The following is a 26,220-nucleotide window of genomic DNA, read 5'->3' on the forward strand; positions in this document are numbered from 1 at the left end:
AATCAAATACTTACAACAGTATGTGATTAAAGTCTGATTTTTATAGCGATGTTATTTGACAATCATGACAGTGATTATTAGAATCAAAACAAATCAAAAGTAATCATTAAATTGTCACAAAGACAAAAAGAGTGATAAATATGAATGAAGTACAAAGACATAACGGCATCTTGTCGTTGTTAGAAGATATGCAGACGATAAACGTCTCTCATATTATTGATAAGTTTAGCGTTTCACCCGCGACTGCTCGACGTGATATCGCTAAGTTAGATGAACTAGGTCGACTTAGAAAAATTCGAAATGGTGCGGAGCGAGTAGAGACTCAGAAAAAAAAGTGGTCACCGCTGAATATCAACAGCACTGATTTCTATGAAGAGAAATCAGAGATTGCTCAAGCAGCAGCTGGGCTTTGTCAGGCAGGCGATACCGTCGTGATCAACTGTGGTTCAACAGCTTTCCTACTCGGTCAGCAATTATGTGGCGATGACGTTCAAATCGTAACGAACTACTTTCCACTCGCAAGTTACTTGATCAACGAAGATCATGACGATGTCATCATCATTGGTGGTCAATACAACAAAGCGCAGAACATCTTTCTAAACCCAGCCCCTAATTCATTAGGCGGCTATGCGGGAAACTGGATGTTCACCTCAGGTAAAGGCTTAACGGATGCCGGGCTGTACAAGGCCGACATGTTAACGGCCGTAGCCGAACAACAGATGCTCGAACAGGTAGATAAGCTTGTCGTCGTGGTCGATAGTTCAAAAGTTGGACAACGTACCGGAATGCTCTTTTGCAACACCAAGCAAATAGACATCGTCATCACCGGTAAAGACGCCAATCCCGAAGTCGTAAAACTGATTGAAGCTCAAGGGACGCAAGTCATCCTAGTTTAAATCGCTGGGCTAACTAGCCCACCAATAATAATAAATTTAGCTCAGTGCCTTAGTCCAAATTAAGGCGCTCGGCTCCCTACATCCAAAATTAATCAAATTATTGAAATAAAAGGTATTATCATGAGCAATGTAAACGAAATCACTCGCGAGTCTTGGATCCTAAATACATTCCCTGAGTGGGGCACATGGTTAAATGAAGAGATAGAGCAAACGGTTGTTCAACCAGGTACATTTTCTATGTGGTGGCTTGGCTGTACAGGTATTTGGCTAAAATCAGAAGGGGGTGCAAACCTATCAATGGACTTCTGGTGTGGGACTGGTAAAAAAACACAAGCTGTTCAAAAAATGAAAAACCAGCACCAAATGATGCGTATGGGTGGTGTAGAAGCACTTCAACCCAACCTACGTACTGCAATCTTCCCATTGGACCCTTTCGCTATTAAAGAGATCGATGCAGTGATGGCATCTCACGATCACGGCGACCATATTGACATCAACGTTGCAGCAGCGGTTCTTCAAAACTGTGGTGAGCACGTTAAATTCATCGGTCCTAAAGCATGTGTTGATCTATGGATGAAATGGGGTGTACCAGAAGATCGTTGTGTTATTGCGAAAGTTGGCGACGAAATTAAGATCAAAGACGTCAACATCAAGGTTCTTGACGCATTCGACCGTACTGCTCTAGTAACACTTCCTGAAGGAACATCTTCCCTAGACAAAGAAATTCTAGACGGAATGGACGACCGTGCAGTGAACTACCTAGTAGAAACAACAGGTGGTTCAGTTTACCACTCGGGTGATTCTCACTACTCAAATTACTACGCTAAACACGGTAATGACCACAAGATCGACGTTGCACTGCTTTCTTACGGTGAGAACCCACGTGGCGTAACAGACAAAATGACATCTTCAGACATTCTTCGTGCTGCTGAATCTTTGAACTGTGAAGTGGTTGTTCCGTTCCACCACGACATTTGGGCTAACTTCCAAAATGACCCGCGTGAAATCGAAATGCTGTGGAACATGAAGAAAGAACGTCTTCAATACGGCTTCGCACCTTTCTTCTGGCAAGTGGGTGGTAAATACACATACCCAACAGATAAAGGCCGCATGCACTACCAGCACTTCCGTGGCTTTGCAGACATCTTCACAAATGACCCAGAACTGCCATACCGCGCATTCTTATAAACATTAAGAAAAGCACTAACTAGGGAGCAATGCGCTCCCTTTTTTTTCATCCGACACTCTTTTAGCGTAATCACGTTCGAAACTCAGTTGGAAGAAGCTGACTCTTTTCCTATCCAAAAGGGTTATGCATTATAAGAAGCAAAGGGCTTATTGAATTGATAGAAGAGGTGTCTCAGAAGACAATAGTAATTGGTTACCAAGATCACATGAACAGCAGTAATTAACATCTTGTCAATTACTGCTGAAACAGGTTTACGATAGAGGGCAATTAATCAAGATCAGAAATACAAACGAGACCGTTTTCATTTCCAAGTGGATTCTTCATAGAAATATAACGAGAATCCATTTCATTTGGTTGAAAATCGACTTGCCAAATTTGGTAGTTAGCAGGCTCGTCTTTTGTCAGATATTGAGTCTTAACTAGCTCAGATAACTGATTATGGTCACTCAAATAATCCCATAATTTTTGATATTCTGCTTTCGTTGCAAGTACACCACCTTGAGTCGTACAAGTTTTACGAATATCCCAACCATTGGCTGTTTTATCCAGAAGCTCATCCGCCAAAACTGAATATTTTTTTCCGTCAACAATGTAACTTGTAGACGGAATAATATCCTTATTATCAAGAACAATGGTTGACATGTAATCCTTACCTTTTGCCATCGCACGAATATAAATCGGCGCTTCCAGTGGCTTATCGAAGGTTAGAGTTACGGTGTCGCTGCCCGGTTTATAGTTTGTTTTTAAATTGACTTCTTTGCTCGTCAAGTAGTTCAGCATAATAGTCGTAGGCTCTGATTCAGAATACGGGTAATTAAAGCTGAGGTTCACTTTATATTTACTAATATTATCGTGTTTAATAATCACCGAAGGTAGTTTTATTTCACTTCGGTTCTCACGCTCCTGCGTCGTTACTTTTGTGTCCATAAAGGAGTTACCACTCCCCCCCCAACTATCACCAAAAATCGAGTCAAAAGACCAAGCAGCCTGAAAACCATACGTCATTCCAGAGCTATGGCTAAAGCCATAGGCATGAGCCCCTTCATGCCATACAGTGTTGTAGTTGGCATTAGTCAATCCACGGTAAGTTGGCGAATTAGGGTCAAGAGATCCCTGCCAAACAGAGCCCCAGCCACCTGCTGTAGAGAACGATTCATTGAGGTTAGGCATTCCCCCTCCCCCCATTCCGGCTCCTGAGTATTTATTACGCATGACTCTCATTCCTAATGCATGGTCTTTTATCCCATACACCAAGAAATTCCTTTCTGCATAGCTAAGTTTGGTGTCTTTATAATTTTTACAATCATACTTTCCGCATTCACCAGGATCGGCGAAATATGTTTTGAAAGTATTAATAAAACTATAACGATTGAAAGCATTATGCATATTGGTGAGAATAACTTCGTACAAAAATCGTTCATGTTCATTAGGAGGGCCATAACAAGATTTACCAGGGATCACTATGTTACAGTCTATTAATTGACCATTCTCCTTAAAACCGACCATTTGAACCTTAGGTTTAAAGAAATGAAGCTGATCAATCAGTTTTAACTTATTCAATGTTGCTGTCGACGAACTCAGTAACCCTTTGCTATATGCTGGCAAATCGTTATCAAGTTCAATGATTGACGCAGTCTTATTATCGCCCAAGGTTGCGACGAATCTTTTGACTTTTTGAGGAGTTGGGTTCGTAATAATGACATTCAAGCCATCTTGAACTAATTGAATATTTGAAAATTGAAATATATCTGGTTTAGGTACGGATTGGATATTGGCTAACTCAACATCGACTCGGTTCATTAAGCTCGCCGTTACATTGATGTCCTGCGAGCCACTTTTTGTTCCGGTACTCGGGGGAGCTGACTTACCTCCACCTTCTTGACATCCAGTCAGCAATAAAGTGCTAACACAAAAAGACAGCATTACTTTTTTATTCATAGATAACAAACTTCTAGAGCGATCATTATATTTAAGATACCGAATGGTATGATATACTATTCAATCAAGCAATCGATTATTTTTTCGACGCTTCTTGAATGCTTGTCGAGCACAAATCACTTATCTCTCCAAAAAATCCAACGGCTCAATAAGCGATCATACATTCAGAAACCAATGTTGACTCCGTCATCGCCAAGACGAGAACGACTCCTTACGTCATCTTTCTCATTCGACAGGTTTCGTTCGCTGACCCTTTTAATAACTTTGACATCAACGAAACTGACGGCTTTACGAGACCCGACTTGTATTTGACCAAGGAGCTATTACGATAGCCATTTATACAGCACTTGAAAGACGCCACCATCAACGTTACTTGGTGCAATAAAGCGTGCGATCTCTTTGAGTTTGGGATGTGCGTTTTCCATCGCGTAAGAGTGGTAACTCTCTTTAAGCATTTCCAAGTCATTCAGGTAGTCACCAAAACTCATGGTCTGCTCATAAGTGAAGCCAAGTGTGTTTTGTAGGTGTTTAATCGCCGCACCTTTGGATGCCTCGGCGTTCATCACATCGAGCCAAATTTTCGCACTGACCACCACTTGGTAGTTCTCACCAAACTTAGCATTGATGCTTGGATTCAATTTCTCTTGTGAGCCATCGAAGTGACAGATAGCCACCTTAATGAAATCGTCTTCTACCGCCAGTAAGTCTTCTACTTGCTCGCGACGGTGGTAATACTTAGAGATCTCCGCTAGAGCACGCTCATCTTTGGTTTCAATGTACGCAGACTTCTTACCACAAAGCACCACGTGTGCACCTTCAATAGCACGCGCTTCTTTGATGATCTCTTTGATGGCATCAGTATCAAGCAAGTAGCTGTAAAGCTCTTGGCCTTTGTGCATCACCAATGTGCCGTTTTCAGCAACAAACATCATGCGATCTTTAAGTGGAGCAAAGGTGTCCATCAAGCTGTGATATTGACGACCCGACGCCGCCGCAAAAATAATGTCTTGAGCTTCTAGTCGTTCGTAAAGATTGAAAAATTCCGGGTCTAACTTTCCGTGTTCATTAAGCAGAGTACCATCCATATCAGCGGCGATAAATTTGATGTTCTGTTGTGGCATTTCAGGGCTTACATATAAKTAAAAATTGAATAGTAAATTATGATTTTTCGTTATCTTGTGTAACAGTTCTGCGTTCGATTATATCGTTAGAGTAACCAGTGAGTGCAATGCTTTTCGGTCGATTTCTTTGTTTAAACCTAAGATCTTGTTTATGCGCAATAAGAGAGCAAAAACAGATAAAAAAACGAGTATCAGCTTAACTCAAGCGACTGATTTAATATGCCAATTTAAGCCGACTTTTAAATTTCGCGTTGACCAATAAAAGAAATAGGCTTACTATCAATCGTCTTTTAACGATTAGTAGTAAGTGAGCCCACTAACTATGACTGCAACATGCCAAGCAATAGATAGCTGTTCTCTACCTCTTCCGCCGAGTAATGCTGAAGCAGAAAAAGAGATGGCTGCGTTAGCCAAAGCACTCGCTCATCCAGCGAGAATTCGCATACTTAGTATCTTGTCCGCTTTAGAAAAATCGGGCGGCTGCTTGAACAGTGATCTGGTGAGTGAGTTGGGTTTAGCTCAATCAACCGTATCAGAGCACTTAAGAATATTGAAAACCTCTGGCTTTATTACGGCTGAGTCGATTCCACCGAAGATGTGTTACCGCATTGACCGCGACAATATTCAACGTTTCGAATCGGTATTTAACAGCATTTTAAAATAGAAGTTCACGCTTGAATGATCGGCTTTTAGTGGCCTTTACTTTTAAGCGTGTTTTTTTGTCAGCACCAATCGTTTTTCGACGATTTACGATATCAACAAAGAGAGATTATCATGAAACCAAAGTTAGGTTTTCTCGATCGCTACTTAACACTGTGGATCTTTATTGCCATGGGCCTTGGTGTATTGCTTGGCACCCTATTCCCACAGATCGAACAGTGGAACGAATCGATGTCGGTTGGTACCACCAACATTCCACTGGCGATTGGCCTTATCTTAATGATGTACCCACCTCTGGCTAAGGTTAACTACAACCTGCTCGGCACCGTGGTAAAAGATAAGAAAGCGATCAAGCTATCTTTGATCATGAACTGGCTTGTTGGCCCAATTGTGATGTTTGTATTGGCACTGACTTTCTTGGGTGACCACCCAGGTTACATGGTTGGCGTGATTCTGATTGGTCTAGCTCGTTGTGTAGCAATGGTTCTGGTTTGGAACGACATCGGCGGCGGTAACAAAGAGTACGGCGCGGCATTGGTTGCTCTAAACAGTGCATTCCAAGTGGTGAGCTACAGCTTTATGGCGTGGTTGTTCATCAGCGTTCTTCCGCCAGTATTTGGTTACCAAGGCATGTTGGTTGATATCTCGATGATCGACATTGCACACAGTGTCCTTATCTACCTAGGTATCCCATTTCTAGCGGGCTTCCTAAGCCGGAAGATCCTTGTGTCGATGAAAGGCGAGCAGTGGTACAACGACGTGTTTATTCCACGTATCTCTCCAATCACACTGATTGCACTACTGGCAACCATCGTTCTGATGTTCAGCCTAAAAGGCGAGATGATTGTAGAACTGCCAATGGACGTATTGTTGATTGCGGTTCCACTAACTATCTACTTCACAGCGATGTTCTTCATCAGCTTCTTCATTGGTAAGAAGATGGGTATTGAATACGACAAGAACGCATCCATTGCATTCACCGCGACAGGTAACAACTTCGAGCTAGCGATTGCCGTTGCTATCTCAGTATTCGGTATCAACTCAGACCAAGCGTTTGCAGGTGTTATCGGTCCACTGATTGAAGTACCAGTATTAATTTACCTAGTGAACGTGGCGCTTAAGATGAAAAGCAAGTACTACAACGGTCAGACGGTTAAACCTAGCATCTAGAGTTACAGCTAACAAAAAGCAGTATTACTTTAAACAGAATGGCTCACACATTAAACGGTGAGCCTTTTCTTTATCAAGTATCATCCAATTTAATTCTCGTCCAGTTTACGTTTAGTCCAATAAGCCTTTCAAAGCTTGTTCAAGCCAAAGTAACGCTGGTCCTTTAGAGCGTGTTTTAGACAATACAAGATCAACGGGCGGCGACCATGTTTTGTGATCAAATGAGACATTAATCTCCACTAAACGCTGCTTATTCACCTCCTCTTCGACCAGATGTTTAGGTAAGTATGCCCAGCCAATATCACTGCCGAGTACTATCTCTTTAATAACAATAAAGCTATTTGACCACCACACCTTACCGGCAATCAGTGGAAACTGATCCATCACCTTGCCTTTGTCTCCCCTCAACATTAACTGACGATGCGGGAGTAAATCAGAAAGTTTTGCGACACCTGTTTTTGCGAGCGAATGACTTGGATGACACACAGCAATAAACGGTAAGTGACCGATAAAACAAGGCTCAGAACCGACATCAAAAGCCAAGTTGGTAAACATCAATCCAATGTCGGCCCTCTCTTCGATAATCAACGGATTGACCTCTGTCGTGGTACACGCAATCAGTTCGACTTCGGTCGCAGGGAATTGTTTACTGAACTGACTAAGGATCTTAGATAGGTTCGGTACCAGCAATGAATCATCTAATGCAATTTTGATGAGCCCCTCTTCTCCGCTACCCATCGCGTTAACTGTTACATTCAGATCTTCAACCTGAAGCACGATCGCTTTCACCTGTTTAAATAACTGCTCGCCCGCTTTGGTTAGTGAAGGCTTTCGAGTCGAACGATCAAAAAGCTCAACATTAAAATCTATTTCAAGATTACTGATGCCTTGGCTCACCGCCGACTGCACCTTACCCAAGTGACGAGCACTGGCAGAAAATGACCCTAATTCAACGGCATACACAAACATTTTCAGCTGTTCAATGTTGTACATTCGGTTTCTCCCAAAACTTACCATCACCAAATGTGATGATAACTATCTTTATAATATCAGTTAAGTAGATATTATCTAGCCAAGTCATTAGCCCATCGGCGGCTATTAATCGTAAAGAGAGTTAGAAAAATGTCACATAAAGAACGCATGTTGCACATGGTGCTATTTGAATTGGTTGCTTTGGTTTTAATGGCAGGGCTTGCAACCTATATTACAGGAAAGAGCACAGGTGAAATGGCAGGCTTAGCGCTCGCAATATCATTGATAGCGATGGCGTGGAACTACGTTTACAACTATGGCTATGACAAAATTTACGGAGCAGACCGAAGCAAAAGAACCAAGAAAACACGTATTCTGCACGGATTAGGTTTTGAACTTGGCTTGATGACAGTGACTCTACCTGTCTTGATGTGGGTTCTACAACTCGACTTCCTAACCGTACTGATCATGGACATCGGCCTAGTGATTTTCTTCGTACTTTACGCGATTGCGTTCAACTGGGCGTATGACTCGGTTCGCGATCAATTGGTAGCGAAAGGAAAAGTGGCAGCTCTGGTTTAGAGCTGTAAATTCGAGAAAAATACCTGAAATACACTGCCAAACGACACCCTAGTTGGCAGTGTATTCATTTGTGCATATGAGTTTAATTTATCCCCCTTTCAAACCTCTAAGAGAGTCACAACCTGACACTGCCTGTCCTGATTGAGCCTAATAATTCACCACTTATGAAGTCGCATCACAAATCCAAGCAGAAACACCTCGTACCAGTTGTGCATCCGTTTACATACAGGTAGTTTTATCGACCTCAAAACACGTCACTTACGCAATGTCGTCCATTAAGCATTCCATTTCGAACAAAAGTGCTCAATTTAACATTCCAATCGATGTAATTTAACAAAAATACGCTCAAACACTCACTTTTGATGCTCGTTTATTTTCGATTTTACAAATATATGCACAATGCACGTGCTAGATGAGCAAAACTAAAAAAGGACTCGAACATGACAACGAACAAACACCCTTCTTTATTTGGACAATGCTTAGCCGAATTCATAGGAACTGGATTACTGATATTCTTTGGTGTTGGCTGTGTGGCGGCGCTGGTGCTCACCGGTGCAACATTCGGGCAATGGGAAATCAGCATCATCTGGGGCTTTGGAGTGGCGATTGCAATTTACTGTACTGCTGGGGTTTCTGGCGCGCACATCAATCCAGCCGTAACAATCGCTCTGGCCATGTTCCATGGCTTTGACAAAGCGAAAGTGCTGCCTTACATCATTTCTCAGCTACTAGGCGCATTCTGCTCTGCAGCATTAGTTTACGCCCTGTACAGTAACTTATTCACTGATTACGAAATCGCACACAACTTCGTTCGTAGCAGCCAAGAAGCACTCTCAACCGCTGGTATCTTTTCGACTTACCCACATGCTTCACTCTCTTTCTTCGGCGCTTTTGCTGTGGAATTCGTGATTACTGCTGTGTTGATGTTTGCCATCTTAGCGTTAGGTGATGAGAACAATGGCGCCTCGCGCGGTGCGATGAATCCACTGCTGATCGGTATTCTTATCGCAGTAATCGGTGGCTCTTTAGGTCCACTGACTGGTTTTGCAATGAATCCGGCTCGTGACTTCGGACCAAAACTCTTTGCTTACTTTGCAGGTTGGGATTTCGCACTAAGCGGTGCTCGTGACATTCCTTACTTCATCGTTCCAATTCTGGCCCCAATTGCTGGTGCATGTTTTGGTGGTTGGTTGTACCCACGTGTTATTGGTGCTTACCTACCTTTGCAAGGCCAAGGCTGCACAATACCAAACCAATGTGAAACAGAACAAGAAGCTGAACAAGCTCAAGCTTAATCCTAAGCGATCTTACATTTACTAAAATATAAATAACAAAAGAAAAAGGATTCTTACCATGACCGAGAAAAAATACATTGTTGCCCTAGACCAAGGCACCACAAGCTCTCGCGCTGTAATCCTCGATCACGATGCAAACATCGTTAGCTCTTCTCAACGAGAATTCACTCAGATTTACCCGAAAGCCGGTTGGGTTGAGCATGATCCAATGGAAATCTGGGCAACTCAAAGCTCTACATTAGTTGAAGCGCTTGCTAAAGCAGGCATTCGCAGCGACGAGTTAGCAGGTATTGGTATCACTAACCAACGTGAAACCACCATTGTTTGGAACAAAGAGACAGGCAAACCTGTTTATAACGCCATCGTATGGCAGTGTCGCCGCACAGCAGATATCTGTGAAGACCTTAAAGCACGAGGCCTAGAAGACTACGTACGTGATAATACTGGCTTAGTCCTTGACCCGTATTTCTCAGGTACCAAAGTAAAATGGATTCTAGACAACGTTGAAGGCGCTCGCGAAGACGCTGAAGCTGGCAAACTACTGTTCGGTACCGTTGATACTTGGTTGGTTTGGAAGATGACTCAAGGACGTGTTCACGTTACGGATTACACTAACGCATCACGTACTATGTTGTTCAACATCAACGATCTATGTTGGGATCAAAAGCTGCTTGATGAAATGGGTATCCCGTCATCAATGATGCCTGAAGTGAAGCGTTCTTCTGAGGTTTACGGTCAAACGAACCTGGGTGGTAAAGGCGGAACTCGTATTCCTATCGCGGGCATTGCCGGTGACCAACAAGCGGCACTTTACGGTCAAATGTGTGTAGAAGCCGGCCAAGCGAAAAACACTTACGGCACAGGTTGCTTCCTTCTAATGAACACGGGCCAAGAGAAAGTCACATCCAAGAACGGCCTACTCACCACACTGGCATGTGGCCCTAAAGGCGAACCAGCATACGCATTGGAAGGGGCGGTATTCATGGGCGGCGCATCAATCCAATGGCTACGTGATGAGATGAAGCTATTGGCTGGCGCAGAAGACTCTGAGTACTTCGCAACCAAAGTCGACTCTTCAAACGGCGTTTACGTAGTCCCAGCGTTTACTGGTTTAGGCGCCCCCTACTGGGATGCTTACGCTCGCGGTACGATTGTTGGCCTGACTCGTGGTGTTAACTCTAACCACATCATCCGTGCAACCTTGGAAGGCATTGCTTACCAAACGCGTGACGTACTAGACGCGATGCAAGCGGACTCTGGCATCAAGCTAGCGAACCTACGAGTTGACGGCGGCGCAGTAGCGAATAACTTCCTAATGCAATTCCAATCAGACGTGCTTGATACTGAAGTTCACCGCCCTGAAGTAACAGAAGTAACCGCTCTTGGTGCGGCTTACCTTGCCGGCCTAGCGGTTGGTTTCTGGGACAGCATTGACGAGCTTCAAAATAAAGCCGTTCTGAACCGCACCTTCATGCCACATCACGACGAAGAGAAACGTAACCGTCGTTACAAAGGCTGGAAGCGTGCTATCAAGTGTGCACAGGTTTGGTCTGAGCTACACGATGACGACGAAGAGTAATACTGAGTATTCAGCTAATCATTAGTCATTAACCGTTGACCTAGGAACTCGAGCAATCTCATCGATTAGATTGCTCGAACCTCAGCAAACGAAACTAAAAAGAGCACTATTTTGTGCTCTTTTTTGCGTTTCAGGCTCAAATTCTACGTTTTGCCCCGCGTTTTTGCGGTTTAGACATGATTCCTTACCATCATGACTTCTCTCTTTTCATCAATTCGAGCACAATAGCGTAAGTTCATATTTTCGATTTTGACGCGCTAGAGCCCTTTGCGCGCAGGGAGTGGTAAGTTAAGTGAAGCAGATACCAAGACACCAGCAGATTGTAGATCTGGTAAAAACACAAGGATATGTGAGCACCGAAGAGCTCGTTGAAAAGTTCGATGTCAGCCCACAAACCATCAGACGAGACCTCAATGAACTGGCCGATAGCAACAAAATCCGTCGCTATCACGGTGGTGCAACCATTCCTTTAAGTTCGGAGAACACCTCATATAACACGCGTAAAGCGCTCAACTTCAACGAAAAAGACGTGATTTCCGACGAACTGGTTAAGCACATCCCAGATGGTGCAACCCTGTTTGTGGATATTGGCACCACGCCAGAATCGGTCGCCCGCGCGCTCAACAAAAGTCACAAACAATTACGAGTTGTCACTAACAACATTAACGTTGCCAGCATTCTTCTGCCTAACCCAGAGATAAAGGTTATCTTGGCCGGTGGCGAAGTGAGAAACCGTGATGGCGGCATTGTAGGCGAAGCGACCCTCGATTTCGTGAAGCAGTTCCGCCTCGATTTCGGCATCTTAGGCATCAGCGGCATCGACTTTGATGGATCACTGCTCGATTTTGATTACCACGAAGTTCGTGTGAAACAAGCCATCATCGAAAACAGTCGCAGCATCTTCTTAGCCGTCGACCACAGTAAATTTGGTCGTAATGCGATGGTAAAGCTCGGCAATATATCTCAAGCGCACATGGTGTTTACTAATCAGCAACCACCGGAAGAGATTCTCAACATCCTTAAAGATTCCGCAATACCGCTAGAAGTGATCGATACCGCTCGTCCTATGAGCGAATAAATCAAAACAAGCGCTCAGTGACGCCACTTTCTTAAATGAATCACGATTCTTTATAGAAAAGTAAAACTTGCTCACACCTACCGTCGCTTCAATGCTCGAATTAGACTTTTTTGAACCTCTGCTTTTATAAGCAGAGGTTTTTTTATGCTCAAATCACATAAAACGCGCATAAACGAAAATAATAAATGACCGAAAACGAAAGTTCATATAGGATTCAATTAAGTTCTAAAATGCTCGTTCGCTCAGAAAGAGGTCAAAACCATGAGTGCTCAACAAAATAATTCAAACAACAGTACATCTTCCACTTTAGACTTGATCGTGATTGGCGGCGGCATCAATGGTGCAGGCATCGCGGCTGACGCAGCCGGTCGTGGTCTAAACGTTGGCTTATACGAAGCAAATGATTTCGCATCTGCGACGTCTTCTGCCAGCTCAAAGCTTATCCACGGTGGCCTACGCTACCTTGAACATTACGAATTTCGTTTGGTTTCGGAAGCACTCGCTGAACGTGAAGTTTTGTTAAGAAAAGCACCTCATGTTGCTCAACCAATGCGCTTCCGTTTACCTCATCGACCATTTTTACGCCCAGCTTGGATGATTCGCTGTGGCCTATTCCTTTACGATAACTTGGGTAAGCGCACCACTCTTCCGGGAAGTAAGACCGTCAACCTAGCGAAATCGGGCCTACTGAAACCAGAAATGAAGACCGGCTTCGAATACTCAGATTGCTGGGTGGATGATGCGCGCATGGTGTTGCTCAACGTGTTGGCAGCAAAAGAGAACAACGCAGAAGTACGTAACTACTGCCGTGTTGAAAAAGCACACCGTGAAGGTGATATTTGGCATGTAACGATCCTTGATGTGATGACAAACCAGCGTTTTGAACGTAAAGCGAAAGCGCTGGTTAACGCGGCTGGCCCTTGGGTTAAGCAGTTCTTTGATGATGGATTAGAGCAGGCTTCGCCTCGTAATATTCGTCTGATCAAAGGCTCACACATTGTTGTGCCACGCATTCACGACGAACCACAAGCGTACATTCTGCAAAACAAAGACAATCGCATTGTGTTCATGATCCCTTACCTAGATAAGTTCTCGATCATCGGCACCACTGACCTCGAATACAAAGGCGACCCGCGCGAAGTTGCTATTGATGATGTCGAAGTCGATTACTTGATTGATATTGTTAACCAACACTTTGTCAAACAACTTGGTCGTGAAGACGTGGTTTGGACATACAGTGGCGTCAGACCGCTTTGTGATGATGAATCGGATTCACCACAAGCGATCACTCGTGACTACACATTGGAATTGGACGCAGAGCTTGATCAAGCACCACTGCTTTCGATCTTCGGTGGCAAGTTGACCACTTATCGTAAGCTCGGCGAAGCGGCACTTAAGAAACTTGAGCCATACCTACCCAACATGGGTGCACCTTGGACTGCCAATGACACGCTTCCAGGTGGTAACTTTAGTTGCAGCAGAGAGCAGCTTGCGAAGATGATCCACACTCAATACCCTTGGGCATCTGAAGCGTTGTTACTTCGCTACGTGACTCAATTTGGTACTTACACGTGGAAGCTACTGGAAGGCGCAGATAGCCAAGCTGACCTTGGCATTCAATTATCAAGCGAGGCGCATGGCGTTTATCAAGTTGAAATCGATTACTTGATCAATGAAGAGATGGCGATGACTGACGAAGACATCTTGTGGCGCAGAACCAAACTCGGCCTGTACATGAGCGAATCCGAGCAGCAAACGGTGACGGATTACTTAAAAGAGAAGCGACAAAGCAAGGTATTAAGCTTTTCTCAAGTAGGCTAACCCACCAGCTTAGACATGGTTCAAGAACATGATCAACAACCAAGCTTAGCGTCCCCCCGCTAAGCTTTTTATATCAGCCCCTATCATAGGCTTGATACCAACTAGGGGCTACCGATATCGAAAATTTTCCTTTCTCTAGAAAAACTTGTACGCGAAAACAGAGTCAAAGACTAGAAAAATAAAAAACTCCCGAAGGAGTTTTTATTGTCTAAATCTGCAATTCGTCATTTAGCCAATCAGCAAAATGACCTGCTCATAAACCCGTTATACGAGCATGCAGTACGTCTTTCAGTACAGAACGATCATGTTTCAATTGGTGCATCGAGCCGTCATCAATGGGTGAATCTTTCAGCTCAAGCTTACGAATCTCTTTATCAAGTTGGTCGTATGTCTTCATGGCTTCGGCAAAGCCACTATCAGATTGAACAAGCTCAGCAATTTTGTCTTTCATTTCAGGAAATTCGTGAACAAGAGAGTGATTTTCACCTAGCATAGGAACCTCTTAAGTTAAGTAAAGTGATTGAGTAAGTCTTAAACACATTCCTTATTAACTTTAGCAAGTGGCTAAAAGAACAAATGAGATCCAGTACACAGCATAGAATATAGGCAATTAAGGTGCGCCAATTTACAAGAATAAATAAGTGTTTTGCACAAAAAACCTTATGACACGACAAGGCTTTTTAGGAAAAAGCTATTGATAAGAACAACGATACAAGTCGCAATATGAGTAGCTGAAAGGTATGTCCACAAAAAGGAGCTAGCTACTGCATCCTCTGGTATCAACTTTATTCATTTGATCATGTGAAGATGTTTCAGAGCCTGTTGATTGGCACCCCGCCACAAACAATAATGTCACCGATAAGATAAGCCATTTCATAATTAATCCTCGTTTGGTCATGACTAAAGCATAGTGCTTAAAGACGCGGATACCTCAATCATTAACTAAAACATTATCAGCCGATAAAGCCTTGGTGAATGAACAAAGCACCGCTTCCTTAATTAACGACCTGCTTTTGTACAAAAAACTTTCACCACACAGGATAAAAATCACACGAGAGTTAAAGTAACGACAGATCCAAGACTAGGATCTAAAACTAATCTCAGATTACCAAACAAACGCTGGATAGGTGATGTTATGGGCGATACATTACCCTAACTAACATTGTTTGAGGTTTACCCCAACCACAAATGTCGTTATGGTGACTTGTAATACCACCATAAAAGCAAGGACTGTCAGAGAACATGAACAGCACGATTGAAACTATTCTGGGGCACCGCTCCATTCGTCAATATACAAATCAACCGATTGAAAAAGCACAACTTGATGTGATTATTCAGGCTGGTCTCGCGGCTTCATCATCCAGTTTACTGCAGGCTGTTTCTATCGTGAGAGTGACAGACAAAGAAAAGCGCAAACTGTTAGCCGAGTACGCAGGTAACCAAGCTTACGTTGAGAATGCGGCTGAATTTTTAGTGTTCTGTATCGACTACCAACGCCACGCTCAAATCAACCCTGAAGTGAAAACCGACTTTACTGAACTGACCCTGATTGGCGCAGTAGATTCTGGCATCATGGCGCAAAACTGTATGCTGGCGGCTGAATCTCTTGGATTAGGTGGCGTGTACATTGGCGGGCTGCGTAACAGCGCACAACAAGTCGATGAACTGTTACAACTACCACAACATACCGCCGTGTTGTTCGGCATGTGCTTAGGTCACCCAGCGCAGCAACCCGAAGTTAAGCCTCGCCTTCCAGCTCACGTGGTGATGCACGAAAACCAATACCAGCCACTGAGCCTAGATGACATTGCCAGCTACGATGATTCGATGCAAAGCTACTACGCAAGCCGTTCAAGCAACCAAAAGCAGAGCAGTTGGTCCCAGCAGATCACGCAAAAGCTATCTGGCGAATCTCGCCCGCATATCCTGCCTTACTTGAACAGCAAGCAGCTGACCAAACGTTAAGCCGTTAAGCCGTTAAGCCGCTAAGCCGCTAAGCCGTTAAGAGATTGCAGCAAACCACAGCACAAACAAAAATGTCAGCGTACGATACGCTGACATTTTTATTTATCCAGAGGCCGCTAGCTTACAGATATTTCTCAATCGGTAACAATTGTAGGAAGCCAGATTGCATTCGTTCCCACTTACCGGTTTCTGGTTCGCTATCCCAGCTTTGCTCGCCGGAATACCAGTACACATCACCGTCTTTCAGTTCTAATCGCCAACTATTATCTTCACTCATTGCTTGTTCGATGGTATCTGCTAACGTTTCAGCAATGGCTTTATTCTCGATGATCAAAACCGATTCCGTATTGAGGTAGGTAGAGCGCAAGTTGAAGTTAAATGAGCCAATGCTCGCGATACTGCGGTCAAAGACGACTGATTTAGCGTGTAAACCATAAGCCGTGTCAGGCGCACATTTAGACACATCTTGAGTCGACGCTTCACACAGCTTAGATTCAGGCTTTAACTCAAACAGGTCGATGCCATTTTCCAACATATCGTAGCGTCTGCCCGCATAAGCGGAGTGATTGGTCACAAGATCATTGGACGCCATTGAATTGGTCAGCGCCTTTATATCAACACCTTCGTTGTTCAACTCTCTCCACTCTTTCAGTTGACTGTCATCGAAAACAAGGTATGCCGACTCAAGTAAGATTTCTTGTTTCGATTCACTCGCCAGCTTTCCGAGAAAGACGGCAGTCGCTTTCGGTTGATCGGTATTATCGGCATCGACAGGGACAGGTTGGTCGTAAACAAAACGGGCATTTACCCAAGTCATGTCACCAATCACCTCTTGGAGCAAACTATTTGCCGCTTCATGGTCTAAGGGCAGTTCTGGGTAATGTTGATAATGGGGAACGGCAATATCATCTATCTTTGAAAGATCCGGTCGTTCATCGTCACCCAACATATCGACGGGGTAAGACCAACGGCTATTCCAGTATTCGATAAAACTGGTTTGGATGGTATTAACGACCGAGCCCATAACCAACACATCACGGTCTCGGAAGTTGATCTCGTCTGAAAGATCGAAGTATTCGTCACCAATATTACGCCCGCCTACCACAGACAAGGTGCCATCTACGGTAAACGACTTATTATGCATACGACGGTTTAAACGAGAAAAATCCCCAACAAAACTCAACCATTTACTGAAACCATGCCGCGCTGGTGTTGGGTTGAAAATTCGGATCTCGACATTCGGGTGTGCATTCAGTGCCGATAATAACCCTTCTCGTTCGTTTAAGTTGATATCATCAAGCATCACTCGTACCTTCACGCCACGATCGGCCGCCGCTAACACACGGCTAGCTAGGTAACGACCCGATTCGTCGGAGTTCCAGATATAATATTGAATGTCTATGCTATGTTCAGCACTTTCAACCAAAGCCAATCGCTGAGCTAAGGCGTCCCAACCTGATTCTTGTAAATGAACAGCGGTGGTTGCTTGATCTAAATGTTCAGGTTGATATTCACTGACTAAAGTCGACAAAGTGCTCGGTTTTGGCGAGGTTTTCGATTCAACGGGATGGTCGATGCCTTCTGGTAATGAAGAACAGCCGCCGAGAATAGCGACTAAGATTAAGGTTAAACTGATGCGTTGGAGCACAGGCATATGTCTGACTTCCTTTCACGGTGACGTCGTTAGAAACTGTCCCTACAACTTTGCGATGAACAAGTTGTTTAGGTCTATTCCTTGATTATTACTGCTAAAACCTGAAATTTATAGAAAAAAAGCCCGAACCTAGGTTCGGGCTTTCTCGATTCGATAAGATAATTACTCGTTATCGTCCAATTTCAGCACTTTACACCGGTTACCTACGGCAACCACATCCCAAATCGCGTACTAAATTTTGGGACAGAATCGTATATCGCTATACCGACTATTGAGTAAAATACATATCTCTTGAGTAGCGAATATGCAGAGGACTGGTTATTGAATACCCACCAAGATTCGGCTGCTTAAGGATAGCTTTAGTCTCAAAGTAGATCGGTGTCGCTGGCATTTCTTGCATCAGAATCGATTCACCTTGATGGTAGAGCTTATTACGCTCAGTAAGACTCGCGGTGGTCTTAGCTTTTGCAATAATGCGATCGTATTCAGCGTTAGACCATTTACCTGGGTTATAGCCACCCTTAGCAAACATGTCTAAGAAAGTTGAGGCTTCATTGTAATCCCCTCCCCATTGATAGCTAAGGATATCAAAGTCACCAGAGCGTCGCTTAGCAATAAAGGCTTTCACGTCTTGTTTGTGCAAAGACATATGTACACCTAAATTCTTTTTCAGCATAGCAGCAACGGCATTGGCCAACTTATCTAGCTCACTATCACTTGCATATTCAAAGGTAATTTCAAGTGGGTGTTGGCTATCATATCCAGCCTCTTTATATAACTCTCGAGCTTTTTGTTCGCGTTGTTGTTGGGTTAACTGACCCCAAGGCGTTTCTGGCTGGCTGTAATTAGCCGTTGCTGGAGGTACAAAGCTAAAGGCAACACCAAAGTCTTTATGGAAGATTTGATGAGCGATGATTTCACGATCGATACTGTAGCCAATAGCTTTACGCAAACGAGCATCGTTAAATGGCGGTTTTGTGGCGTTAAATCCAATGAAATATTCCGCTACCTTAGGGGCAATGACTAATGTCTCTGGCGCCTCTTGTTTGATTTTTTGTACCATGCCAACAGGAATATGCCCTGTCATGCTTATCTCGCCAGTTTGGAAGCGATTGTATTCCGATTTTGCATCAGAAAGAGCTAAGTAGGTAACCTTGTTAATAACGGTTTTTTCATTATTCCAATATAGCGGGTTACGAACAGCCTCAACAAGCTCATTAACAACGTGCTCTGTCATTTTAAAGGCGGAACTTACCACAATGTTCTCAGGTCTTGTCCACTGTGTTCCGTACTTCTTAATCACATGCTCTGGTGCCGCGAATAGACTTTCGTGGATCAGCATGGAAGTAAAGTATGGGATCGCTTTATCTAACGTCAGTTCTAGGGTGTTATCATTAAGAGCCTTGACACCTAGCTGTTCCGCAGGAAGCTTACCTTGGATAATTTCGGCTGCGTTTTTAATATGAGCCGCCTCATAATACCAAGCATAAGGCGCCCCCGTACTAGGGTCGATAACACGCTTAAGCTCAAATTCAAAGTCGTGTGCTGTGATAGGCGTCCCATCAGACCATTTAATACCTTCACGCAGATGGAAGGTATAAGTGAGTCCATTATTTGAAATATCCCAGTGGGTAGCAAGAGCAGGTACAATATTACCGTTAAGATCTTGAGTCACAAGCCCTTCAAACATGTCATTCACGATCGAGGAACTTGCTCCTGTTGACGAAAAGGCGGGATCAAAAGAGGGTGGCTCATCAAAATTACCACGGACTAGATGTTGTTTTGCTGCTAATTGAGTATTAGCAGGTAATTCCGCAGCTACATTTGAGGTTGACCAAGCAAAAGCCAACGTAAGACTGCTTATCTTAAAGAGTGTAGATATTTTCATTAGTGGGCTAGATTCTAAGAACAATTAAAACCATTATATAAAACATGGTTTTAAAGAGAAGTAACCAAAGTCTATAACTTATAATGAGATGCTTTATACAAACTATCTTCTGTATCCAATATCGCACCTCGATATAAGGTGGATAAGAAGTGTTTGCGCTTGGTTTAAGAGATGCGCAACTGGTCACTTTTTGTAGAAGAAATATGACATTCGAACAGTGCTAATTTAGCTTCGCTATCGAATCACGCAACACCAAACTGCCAGTGGTTTTGATGGTGGTCGCTTGCTCGGTTTCACCGACGATTTTTAGAATCGCTTTTTGCGTCATTTGCTCTAATGGCACACTGACAGACGTTAAGCTTGGCGTTAAAAACGCCCCCACTTTGCTGTTATCAAAGCCGACGATCGAAACATCTTGAGGCAATGAGTACCCAAGTTCGGTTAACGCCTTAATCGCACCAATCGCCATGTCATCGTTTTCAGACAAGATAGCGGTGAATGTTGCTTTGCTTTTTGCCAAAGCCTGAGCCGCAAGATAACCGCTCTCCATCGTCCAATCACCTTGAACAACTTTGGACTCATCCAATACCATACCCTGTTTAGTTAACACATCTTGATAGGCTTGGTAACGCAGCTTGTCGGTCGAAGAACCGGCTTTACCTCGAATCACTGCAATGTCTGTATGACCTTGCTCAATGATGTGTTCAACCATCAAACAAGCGCTCTGATAATGGTCGGTGGTAATGGCATGATTGGGCTTCGACGGCATTTCTCGGTTGAGCACCAGAATCGGTGTGTCAGTGCTTTCGATGATCTTTGCTATCTCACTTTCGGTTAAGCACTGTGGATAGATGATGATGCCCGCGCACTTCATATCTAACAGGAAGTTGATCGCCTTTCTTTCGTCTTCAGCGCTGTGTTTTCCATCGGTGATCACCAACTGGTGATTCGACTTTTCGCTATAAGAGGCCGCGTGATACATCAAGGAAGAGAAATAAGGGCCATTAAACAACTCATTGGTGATAACAAAGCCGATGAAATTGGTCTTCTTGGTCGCTAATTGCTGGGCCAACAAATTCGGTCGATAACCTGTTTCTTGAATCGCATCAAAGACCTTTTTCACCACGTCTGGGCGCACGATGTTCTTACCATTTAAGACACGAGAAACGGTCGATTTAGAGACGCCTGCGCGGTTTGCGACATCAAGCATGGTTACCATTTGCTTCTTTTCCTTTATAAAAAATTAGCCGACATAGGCCGACTAATTCATTGCAAAATGACAGCTCACAGTTCACATAACTGCGCTGGGAAATGCATTCTAAATAGTGGCACCGTTAGATGCAATCACGCCTTTATACCACTCGAACGACTTCTTACGCTTGCGCTCTAGTGAGCCAGATTGATCGTTATGCTTATCTACATAGATGAATCCGTAACGTTTTTTCATCTCACCGGTGGTGAACGACACTAAATCGATACAGCCCCAAGGGGTATACCCCATCAAATCAACACCATCAATCGCAACGGATTTTTTCATCTCTTTGATGTGGTCGCTAAGGTAAGCGATGCGGTAGTCGTCATGAATGCTGCCATCTTCTTCAATGGTATCTACAGCGCCAAAACCGTTCTCAACGATGAACAATGGCACTTCATAACGTTCATACAGAGACGCTAAACAGAAACGTAAACCGGTTGGATCAATCGGCCAGCCCCAATCGCTAGACTGAATAAACGGGTTATCGACCGAGTTTTCATGACCGCCGTCCATCGCTTCTTCAGTTGACTGATGCGAAGAAGAATCCAAGGTATTTGACATGTAGTAGCTAAAGCCTAAGTAATCCGCCTTACCTTCTTTTAGGATCTGCTCATCTTCGGGCTGCATCTCAATGTTGAAGCCTTTGATTGCCCAATCACGCTTAGCGTAATTTGGGTAACGACCACGCACCATGACATCCGAGAAGAAATAACGGTCACGCATCGCTTGCTGCGCCACCATGATGTCTTCTGGCTTTGAAGAACGAGGATAGAAAGGCACCATCGCACACATTGCGCCGATTTGAAGATCTGGATTGATCTCATGACCTTTCTTAACCACCAAAGCACTGGCCACAAACTGGTGGTGAACCGCTTGATACATGGCTTCTTGCGGCTTTTCACATTGTGGGAACTTCACGCCAGAGCATAACCAACCGAAAATGTCTGCCGAAGTGTTCATCTGGTTGTTGATCTCGTTAAACGTCATCCAGTATTTCACTTTGTGCTGGTATCGCTCCATCACTGTAGTTGAATACTTAACGAAGAAGTCGATCACTTTTCGGTTCATCCAGCCGCCATATTCGTTAGCTAGATGGTAAGGCATTTCAAAGTGGCTCAGTGTTACCACCGGCTGAATATTGTATTTCAACAGCTCGTCAAACAGATCATCGTAAAACGCTAAACCCGCTTCACACGGTTCTGATTCGTCACCATTTGGGAAAATACGCGTCCACGCGATACTGGTACGGAAACACTTAAAGCCCATCTCAGCGAATAACTTAATGTCTTCTTTGTAACGGTGGTAGAAATCAACAGCCACTTGGTTGGGGTAGTTTTCGCCATCAATCACACCATCGGTGATTCGACGTTGTACACCATGAGCACCCGCTGTTAATACATCAACAACACTGACGCCTTTACCATTCGCATCCCAGCCACCTTCTAGTTGGTGTGCTGCAACCGCACCACCCCATAAAAAATCGTTCGGAAATTCGTTGTTCATACCATTACTCGCTACAAGTTATTCGTGAAAAAGATCAGGATTAGAGTGCTTATTGCAACTCTGAAACCGATTTCAATAAAAGCAAAGATACAGATTGAAACCGGTTTCAGCAATAGTTAAACGATCTTTTTTGATCGAAATATCGATCCATTAAAAATTGCTGTACCGGTTTAACTTGGAGTTTTGACACCCAATTTCATTCTCGATAACACAGAGTCTTGATGGCTTCTGTCTTCAAACGTTGTCTGATATGGTGGCGGCAGAACTTCAGCAATTGTTTAGATAGTATTGAATATGAAAACACTCACCATACTTGATGGCGGCATGGGCCGAGAACTCAAAGAAATTGGCGCGCCATTTTCTCAACCACTTTGGAGTGCTCAAGCGCTGATTGAAGCACCCGACTTTGTTAGCCAAGCGCATCAAAACTTTGTCGATGCCGGAGCTGAAATCCTGATCACCAATAGCTACGCCTGTGTGCCTTTTCATTTGGGTGAAGAGCTGTTCGAGCAACGAGGCTTTGAACTAGCCGCACTGTCTGGTGAGCTGGCTAAAGCAGTTGCTGACAATGCTTCTCACACCGTGAAAGTGGCGGGCGCGATTCCACCGCCATTTGGCAGCTACCGACCAGACTTGTTCAAGGTAGAAGAGGCAGCGCCAATCATTCAAACGCTTTACGATGCCCAGGATCCAAACATCGATCTTTGGATAGCGGAAACCATCTGCAGCCTGCAAGAATTCGATTCCATTCATGCGGTACTTAAGCAGTCAGATAAGCCGTGTTACTACGCATTCAGTTTGGAAGATACCAAGGGCGATTCTGCCAATATTCGTTCTGGCGAGAGCGTAACAGACGCCATCAAACTTGGCTGCCAATCAAACGCGACAGGCATTATGTTTAACTGCTCAGTACCTGAAGTGATGGACCAAGCCATTATCGATGCTAAGAAAGTGATCGAGGAGCTAGGCAGCGATTTAGAAATTGGTGTCTACGCTAACAACTTTGCACCTATCAGTAGCGAACATGAAGCGAATGACATGTTTCAAGAGATGCGGGAGTTGGATGGTCAAGGTTACTTAACTTACGCTAAACGTTGGCACGCACTGGGCGCGAATATTATCGGTGGCTGTTGTGGCATCGGGCCAAAACACATTCAAGCCCTAGCCGATTGGAAACGCTCCATACAGAGCTGATCCCGAGCTTCAACTAGAATAAAATAAATAGAGAACAGGTTGAGGGATCTGTTCTCTATTTGTAAGTGGTGTCTCTGAGCACACTGATACAAAACAACGATTTGGAGCAACTGATGAGCAACACGCAACGCAAAATTAAATGGGGCATCGCAGGGCTAGGCAATATCGCCAATCGATTCGCAACGGCAGTCACAGAGCACTGTATGCATGGAGAACTGTATGCCGTTGCCGCAAGAGATCACTTCCGCGCAGCCACGTTCGCCAACAAGTTTGCTTGCGACAAAGCTTATGGTTCTTATCAAGAGATGGCGAATGACCCAACAGTAGAAGCGGTTTACATCGCCACCGTTCATCCATACCACCAGCCACTCGCAGAACTATTTCTAAAGAATAAAAAACATGTATTGGTTGAGAAGCCGGCTTTTACCAACCTTGCTGACTGGCTTGAGATGAAAGCTCTCGCGAAACAAAATGGCGTGATGCTGTTAGAAGCGATGAAAACCGTGGTGTTTCCTGCGTATCGTGAGTTTCAATCATTCTTGGTCGACAACAACATTGAGATAGATACTATCGAAGCCAGCTTTGGTAACCAGCACGACTATGAGCCCGATTTGTTTATCTTCAATCCAGACTTGTCAGGCGGAGCAACGCTTGATGTTGGCGTCTATGGGCTTTGGTTCTTCTACGACCTGTGTCGAACGCTGGGTGTAAACCCTTCAAAACCACAGGTAGAGATGTCATGCCTGTATGAGGGGGCAAACGTTGATACCGATGCGTGCTTTACCTTCTCTGGTGAGGTGAACGGTAAGATATCGGCATCAACGGTGCAGAACCTTCCCCGAACAGCACACTTAAGTGGACCCGAAACCAAAATCACCATTCACGAAAAATGGTGGAATCCGGCCTTTATTGAGATTGAACATCAAGGTAACAAGTCGACCATCAACTACCGTGTGAAAGGCAATGGATTCGAGTTTGAAATCGACCACTTTTCAGAGTTGGTGCTTCAAGGCAAAACTGAATCGAATATCCTAAGCTCAGAGATAACCTCTCGTGTTCTCGACACGGTGGAAAAAGCACTGATTGGCTCTGGCTATCCACATTTAACTCAACCTCGAGGTTAGGAAAAGCACACTGGGCAACCTCAATACCGAATACCAATCGTAGTCAATAACTGCGATTACCCCTGTCAATATCCACATTTACGAACTAAGCAATGATAAATTCCGCGCCAAAAAAGACACGGAATTTATCAATACAGATGAGAGACTTAGCGTTTAAGCTAAAGTCGACTGCGTATCGTCACCAACACAGACAAAGCGCCGCAAAGTACCAACACCACCCCTAAATCTTGAATCATTCCCGCTAAAGCGAGTCCAGAGCCGATCAAGGTGTAGTACATCAAACCAAACAGTGCGCCTGCACTTCCCGCTTGAGATTGGTAGCGAACTAATGCGCGACTCAACACATTGGGAATCGCAATACCAAACGCCATGACCACCAGCATCATCGGAAGTAAAAACCATATTGAGTGTTGTGAAAAATAGACACCCACTGCACCTAGTGTTTGAAGCCCTGCCGCGATACCAATCAAAGACATTGAAGACACTTGTCGCTTCAATAATGTCTTGTTCACCAAACTTCCTAACAGGGTCCCGAACCCAAGTACAATGCCGCTGTAGCCAAACTGCTCGACGCTAAATCCAAGTTGAATGAAGGCAAATGAACCCAATTGATAATAGGAAAACAGCGCAATATTGAACGACGCGACCAACAACGCAGACATCCATATATCGCTATCTTTGACCATGTGAATACTGAGTGACTTTAACGGCAATGGCTGCCTAGATTGTTGCGTTTCAGGCAATGACCATAGGCTGTGTGCCAACAGCACTAACACCATAATAAACAAGGCAATAAACACATATTGATGCCCGCCCGCTTGGCTTAATTGACCGCCAAGAAGCAGGCCGATGATTGGGCTAATCGACAGCCCCATTCCCATGTAACCAAACACCTTGGCCAGTTCAGTACCGCTAAAGGCATCGCGCAGCATGGTTTGTGTCACCACCGAGCCCACCGCAAGCCCGAAAGCGCCCATGGCTCTGGCTATCATCAACCAAGCAAAACTATTGGTTTGCATTGCGATCAGCGCAGAACACGCGAATAACCCCAAGCCCAATAATAGGGTTGGCCGACGCCCCCATCTGTCTGCCAATATGCCCCATACCACCACACCGAGCGCAAACGCTGAGAAGTAGATCGAGAGGGTTTGCGCCGCTTGTGCGTAACTCACAGCAAAGAATGTCGATATTGAATCCAGAGCCGGGCTATAGATGGTTTCTGCAATTTGAGGGAACATCAGCAATAGCACCATTTGCCATAAAGACGGTTTTGTTTTCATCATTTTTCCAAGACCAGTGAACTTGACGAGGAGTCTAGGGGAAACTAACCTTGGTT

The 26,220-nt window shown here is 44.3% G+C and carries 21 protein-coding genes; 12 read left to right on the plus strand and 9 right to left on the minus strand.

What is annotated here, in order from left to right; translation table 11 throughout:
• The first annotated feature begins 140 nt into the window (after positions 1-140).
• Together ulaR and ulaG are read left to right on the plus strand one after the other, a co-directional pair.
• Entirely contained in the window at positions 141-896 is a 756-nt protein-coding gene (gene ulaR, locus L4B77_RS07380; protein WP_429749472.1) for an HTH-type transcriptional regulator UlaR, read from the plus strand.
• A gap of 120 nt (positions 897-1,016) precedes the next feature.
• Positions 1,017-2,084, plus strand: a complete 1,068-nt coding sequence (gene ulaG, locus L4B77_RS07385) for an L-ascorbate 6-phosphate lactonase (RefSeq protein ID WP_261840564.1) — start codon at positions 1,017-1,019, stop codon at positions 2,082-2,084.
• A gap of 268 nt (positions 2,085-2,352) precedes the next feature.
• Here the strand turns inward: ulaG and L4B77_RS07390 are convergent, their stop codons facing one another.
• Together L4B77_RS07390 and L4B77_RS07395 are read right to left on the minus strand one after the other, a co-directional pair.
• Positions 2,353-4,023, minus strand: a complete 1,671-nt coding sequence (locus tag L4B77_RS07390; protein ID WP_429749474.1) for a hypothetical protein — start codon at positions 4,021-4,023, stop codon at positions 2,353-2,355.
• A gap of 323 nt (positions 4,024-4,346) precedes the next feature.
• Complete coding sequence (locus L4B77_RS07395) at positions 4,347-5,144, minus strand: Cof-type HAD-IIB family hydrolase (RefSeq protein WP_429749476.1); 798 nt, start codon at positions 5,142-5,144, stop codon at positions 4,347-4,349.
• 322 nt (positions 5,145-5,466) lie between these two features.
• On the opposite strand from L4B77_RS07395, the gene L4B77_RS07400 reads away from it, so the two are divergent.
• Both L4B77_RS07400 and arsB read left to right on the plus strand, forming a co-directional pair.
• Positions 5,467-5,808 carry an ArsR/SmtB family transcription factor gene (locus tag L4B77_RS07400; RefSeq protein WP_429749478.1) on the plus strand — a complete coding sequence of 114 codons (342 nt, stop codon included), beginning with the start codon at positions 5,467-5,469 and terminating at the stop codon, positions 5,806-5,808.
• Between the two features lie 110 nt (positions 5,809-5,918).
• Positions 5,919-6,974: an ACR3 family arsenite efflux transporter gene (gene arsB / locus L4B77_RS07405; protein ID WP_429749480.1), complete on the plus strand. Its 1,056-nt coding sequence runs from the start codon at positions 5,919-5,921 to the stop codon at positions 6,972-6,974.
• A gap of 111 nt (positions 6,975-7,085) precedes the next feature.
• On the opposite strand, the gene L4B77_RS07410 is transcribed toward arsB, so the two are convergent.
• Positions 7,086-7,967: a LysR family transcriptional regulator gene (locus L4B77_RS07410; protein WP_429749482.1), complete on the minus strand. Its 882-nt coding sequence runs from the start codon at positions 7,965-7,967 to the stop codon at positions 7,086-7,088.
• A 129-nt stretch (positions 7,968-8,096) separates the two neighbouring features.
• Between L4B77_RS07410 and L4B77_RS07415 the strand changes: the two genes are divergently transcribed.
• The 5 genes from L4B77_RS07415 to glpD all read left to right on the plus strand — a co-directional run bounded on the left by L4B77_RS07415 (position 8,097) and on the right by glpD (position 14,301).
• Complete coding sequence (locus tag L4B77_RS07415) at positions 8,097-8,528, plus strand: PACE efflux transporter (protein ID WP_429749484.1); 432 nt, start codon at positions 8,097-8,099, stop codon at positions 8,526-8,528.
• Positions 8,529-8,968: 440 nt separating this feature from the next.
• Positions 8,969-9,823, plus strand: a complete 855-nt coding sequence (locus L4B77_RS07420; RefSeq protein ID WP_429749486.1) for an MIP/aquaporin family protein — start codon at positions 8,969-8,971, stop codon at positions 9,821-9,823.
• Positions 9,824-9,881: 58 nt separating this feature from the next.
• Positions 9,882-11,402 (plus strand): glycerol kinase GlpK, encoded by a 1,521-nt coding sequence (gene glpK / locus L4B77_RS07425; RefSeq protein ID WP_261840558.1) that lies wholly within the window; start codon positions 9,882-9,884, stop codon positions 11,400-11,402.
• 292 nt (positions 11,403-11,694) lie between these two features.
• Positions 11,695-12,480, plus strand: coding sequence for a DeoR/GlpR family transcriptional regulator (locus L4B77_RS07430; RefSeq protein WP_429749488.1), 786 nt, complete (start codon positions 11,695-11,697; stop codon positions 12,478-12,480).
• Between the two features lie 261 nt (positions 12,481-12,741).
• Positions 12,742-14,301: a glycerol-3-phosphate dehydrogenase gene (glpD, locus tag L4B77_RS07435; protein WP_429749490.1), complete on the plus strand. Its 1,560-nt coding sequence runs from the start codon at positions 12,742-12,744 to the stop codon at positions 14,299-14,301.
• Positions 14,302-14,554: 253 nt separating this feature from the next.
• Here the strand turns inward: glpD and L4B77_RS07440 are convergent, their stop codons facing one another.
• Positions 14,555-14,794 (minus strand): HP1242/YdcH family protein, encoded by a 240-nt coding sequence (locus tag L4B77_RS07440; RefSeq protein ID WP_261840555.1) that lies wholly within the window; start codon positions 14,792-14,794, stop codon positions 14,555-14,557.
• A 749-nt stretch (positions 14,795-15,543) separates the two neighbouring features.
• Between L4B77_RS07440 and nfsA the strand changes: the two genes are divergently transcribed.
• Entirely contained in the window at positions 15,544-16,266 is a 723-nt protein-coding gene (gene nfsA / locus L4B77_RS07445; RefSeq protein ID WP_261840547.1) for an oxygen-insensitive NADPH nitroreductase, read from the plus strand.
• A 121-nt stretch (positions 16,267-16,387) separates the two neighbouring features.
• Here the strand turns inward: nfsA and L4B77_RS07450 are convergent, their stop codons facing one another.
• From L4B77_RS07450 to L4B77_RS07465, 4 genes are all read right to left on the minus strand, one after another.
• The gene (locus tag L4B77_RS07450; RefSeq protein WP_429749493.1) at positions 16,388-17,920 is read right to left on the minus strand and encodes a phospholipase D family protein; all 1,533 of its coding nucleotides are present in this window, start codon (positions 17,918-17,920) and stop codon (positions 16,388-16,390) included.
• A gap of 268 nt (positions 17,921-18,188) precedes the next feature.
• The gene (locus L4B77_RS07455) at positions 18,189-19,610 is read right to left on the minus strand and encodes a peptide ABC transporter substrate-binding protein (RefSeq protein ID WP_429749496.1); all 1,422 of its coding nucleotides are present in this window, start codon (positions 19,608-19,610) and stop codon (positions 18,189-18,191) included.
• A gap of 418 nt (positions 19,611-20,028) precedes the next feature.
• Entirely contained in the window at positions 20,029-21,027 is a 999-nt protein-coding gene (locus L4B77_RS07460) for a LacI family DNA-binding transcriptional regulator (protein WP_429749498.1), read from the minus strand.
• 99 nt (positions 21,028-21,126) lie between these two features.
• Positions 21,127-22,566: a 6-phospho-beta-glucosidase gene (locus tag L4B77_RS07465; protein WP_429749500.1), complete on the minus strand. Its 1,440-nt coding sequence runs from the start codon at positions 22,564-22,566 to the stop codon at positions 21,127-21,129.
• Positions 22,567-22,860: 294 nt separating this feature from the next.
• Here L4B77_RS07465 and L4B77_RS07470 point away from each other — a divergent pair, with 294 nt between their 5' ends.
• Together L4B77_RS07470 and L4B77_RS07475 are read left to right on the plus strand one after the other, a co-directional pair.
• Positions 22,861-23,760: a homocysteine S-methyltransferase family protein gene (locus tag L4B77_RS07470; protein WP_429749502.1), complete on the plus strand. Its 900-nt coding sequence runs from the start codon at positions 22,861-22,863 to the stop codon at positions 23,758-23,760.
• Between the two features lie 113 nt (positions 23,761-23,873).
• On the plus strand, positions 23,874-24,884 hold the full coding sequence (locus tag L4B77_RS07475) for a Gfo/Idh/MocA family protein (RefSeq protein ID WP_429749504.1): 1,011 nt from the start codon (positions 23,874-23,876) through the stop codon (positions 24,882-24,884).
• 158 nt (positions 24,885-25,042) lie between these two features.
• Here L4B77_RS07475 and L4B77_RS07480 read toward each other — a convergent pair whose 3' ends face one another.
• Positions 25,043-26,164 (minus strand): multidrug effflux MFS transporter, encoded by a 1,122-nt coding sequence (locus L4B77_RS07480; RefSeq protein WP_429749506.1) that lies wholly within the window; start codon positions 26,162-26,164, stop codon positions 25,043-25,045.
• Between the last annotated feature and the right edge of the window lie 56 nt (positions 26,165-26,220).

Origin of the sequence: Vibrio minamisatsumaniensis (assembly GCF_050337445.1) — a bacterium.
Lineage (GTDB): Bacteria > Pseudomonadota > Gammaproteobacteria > Enterobacterales > Vibrionaceae > Vibrio > Vibrio artabrorum.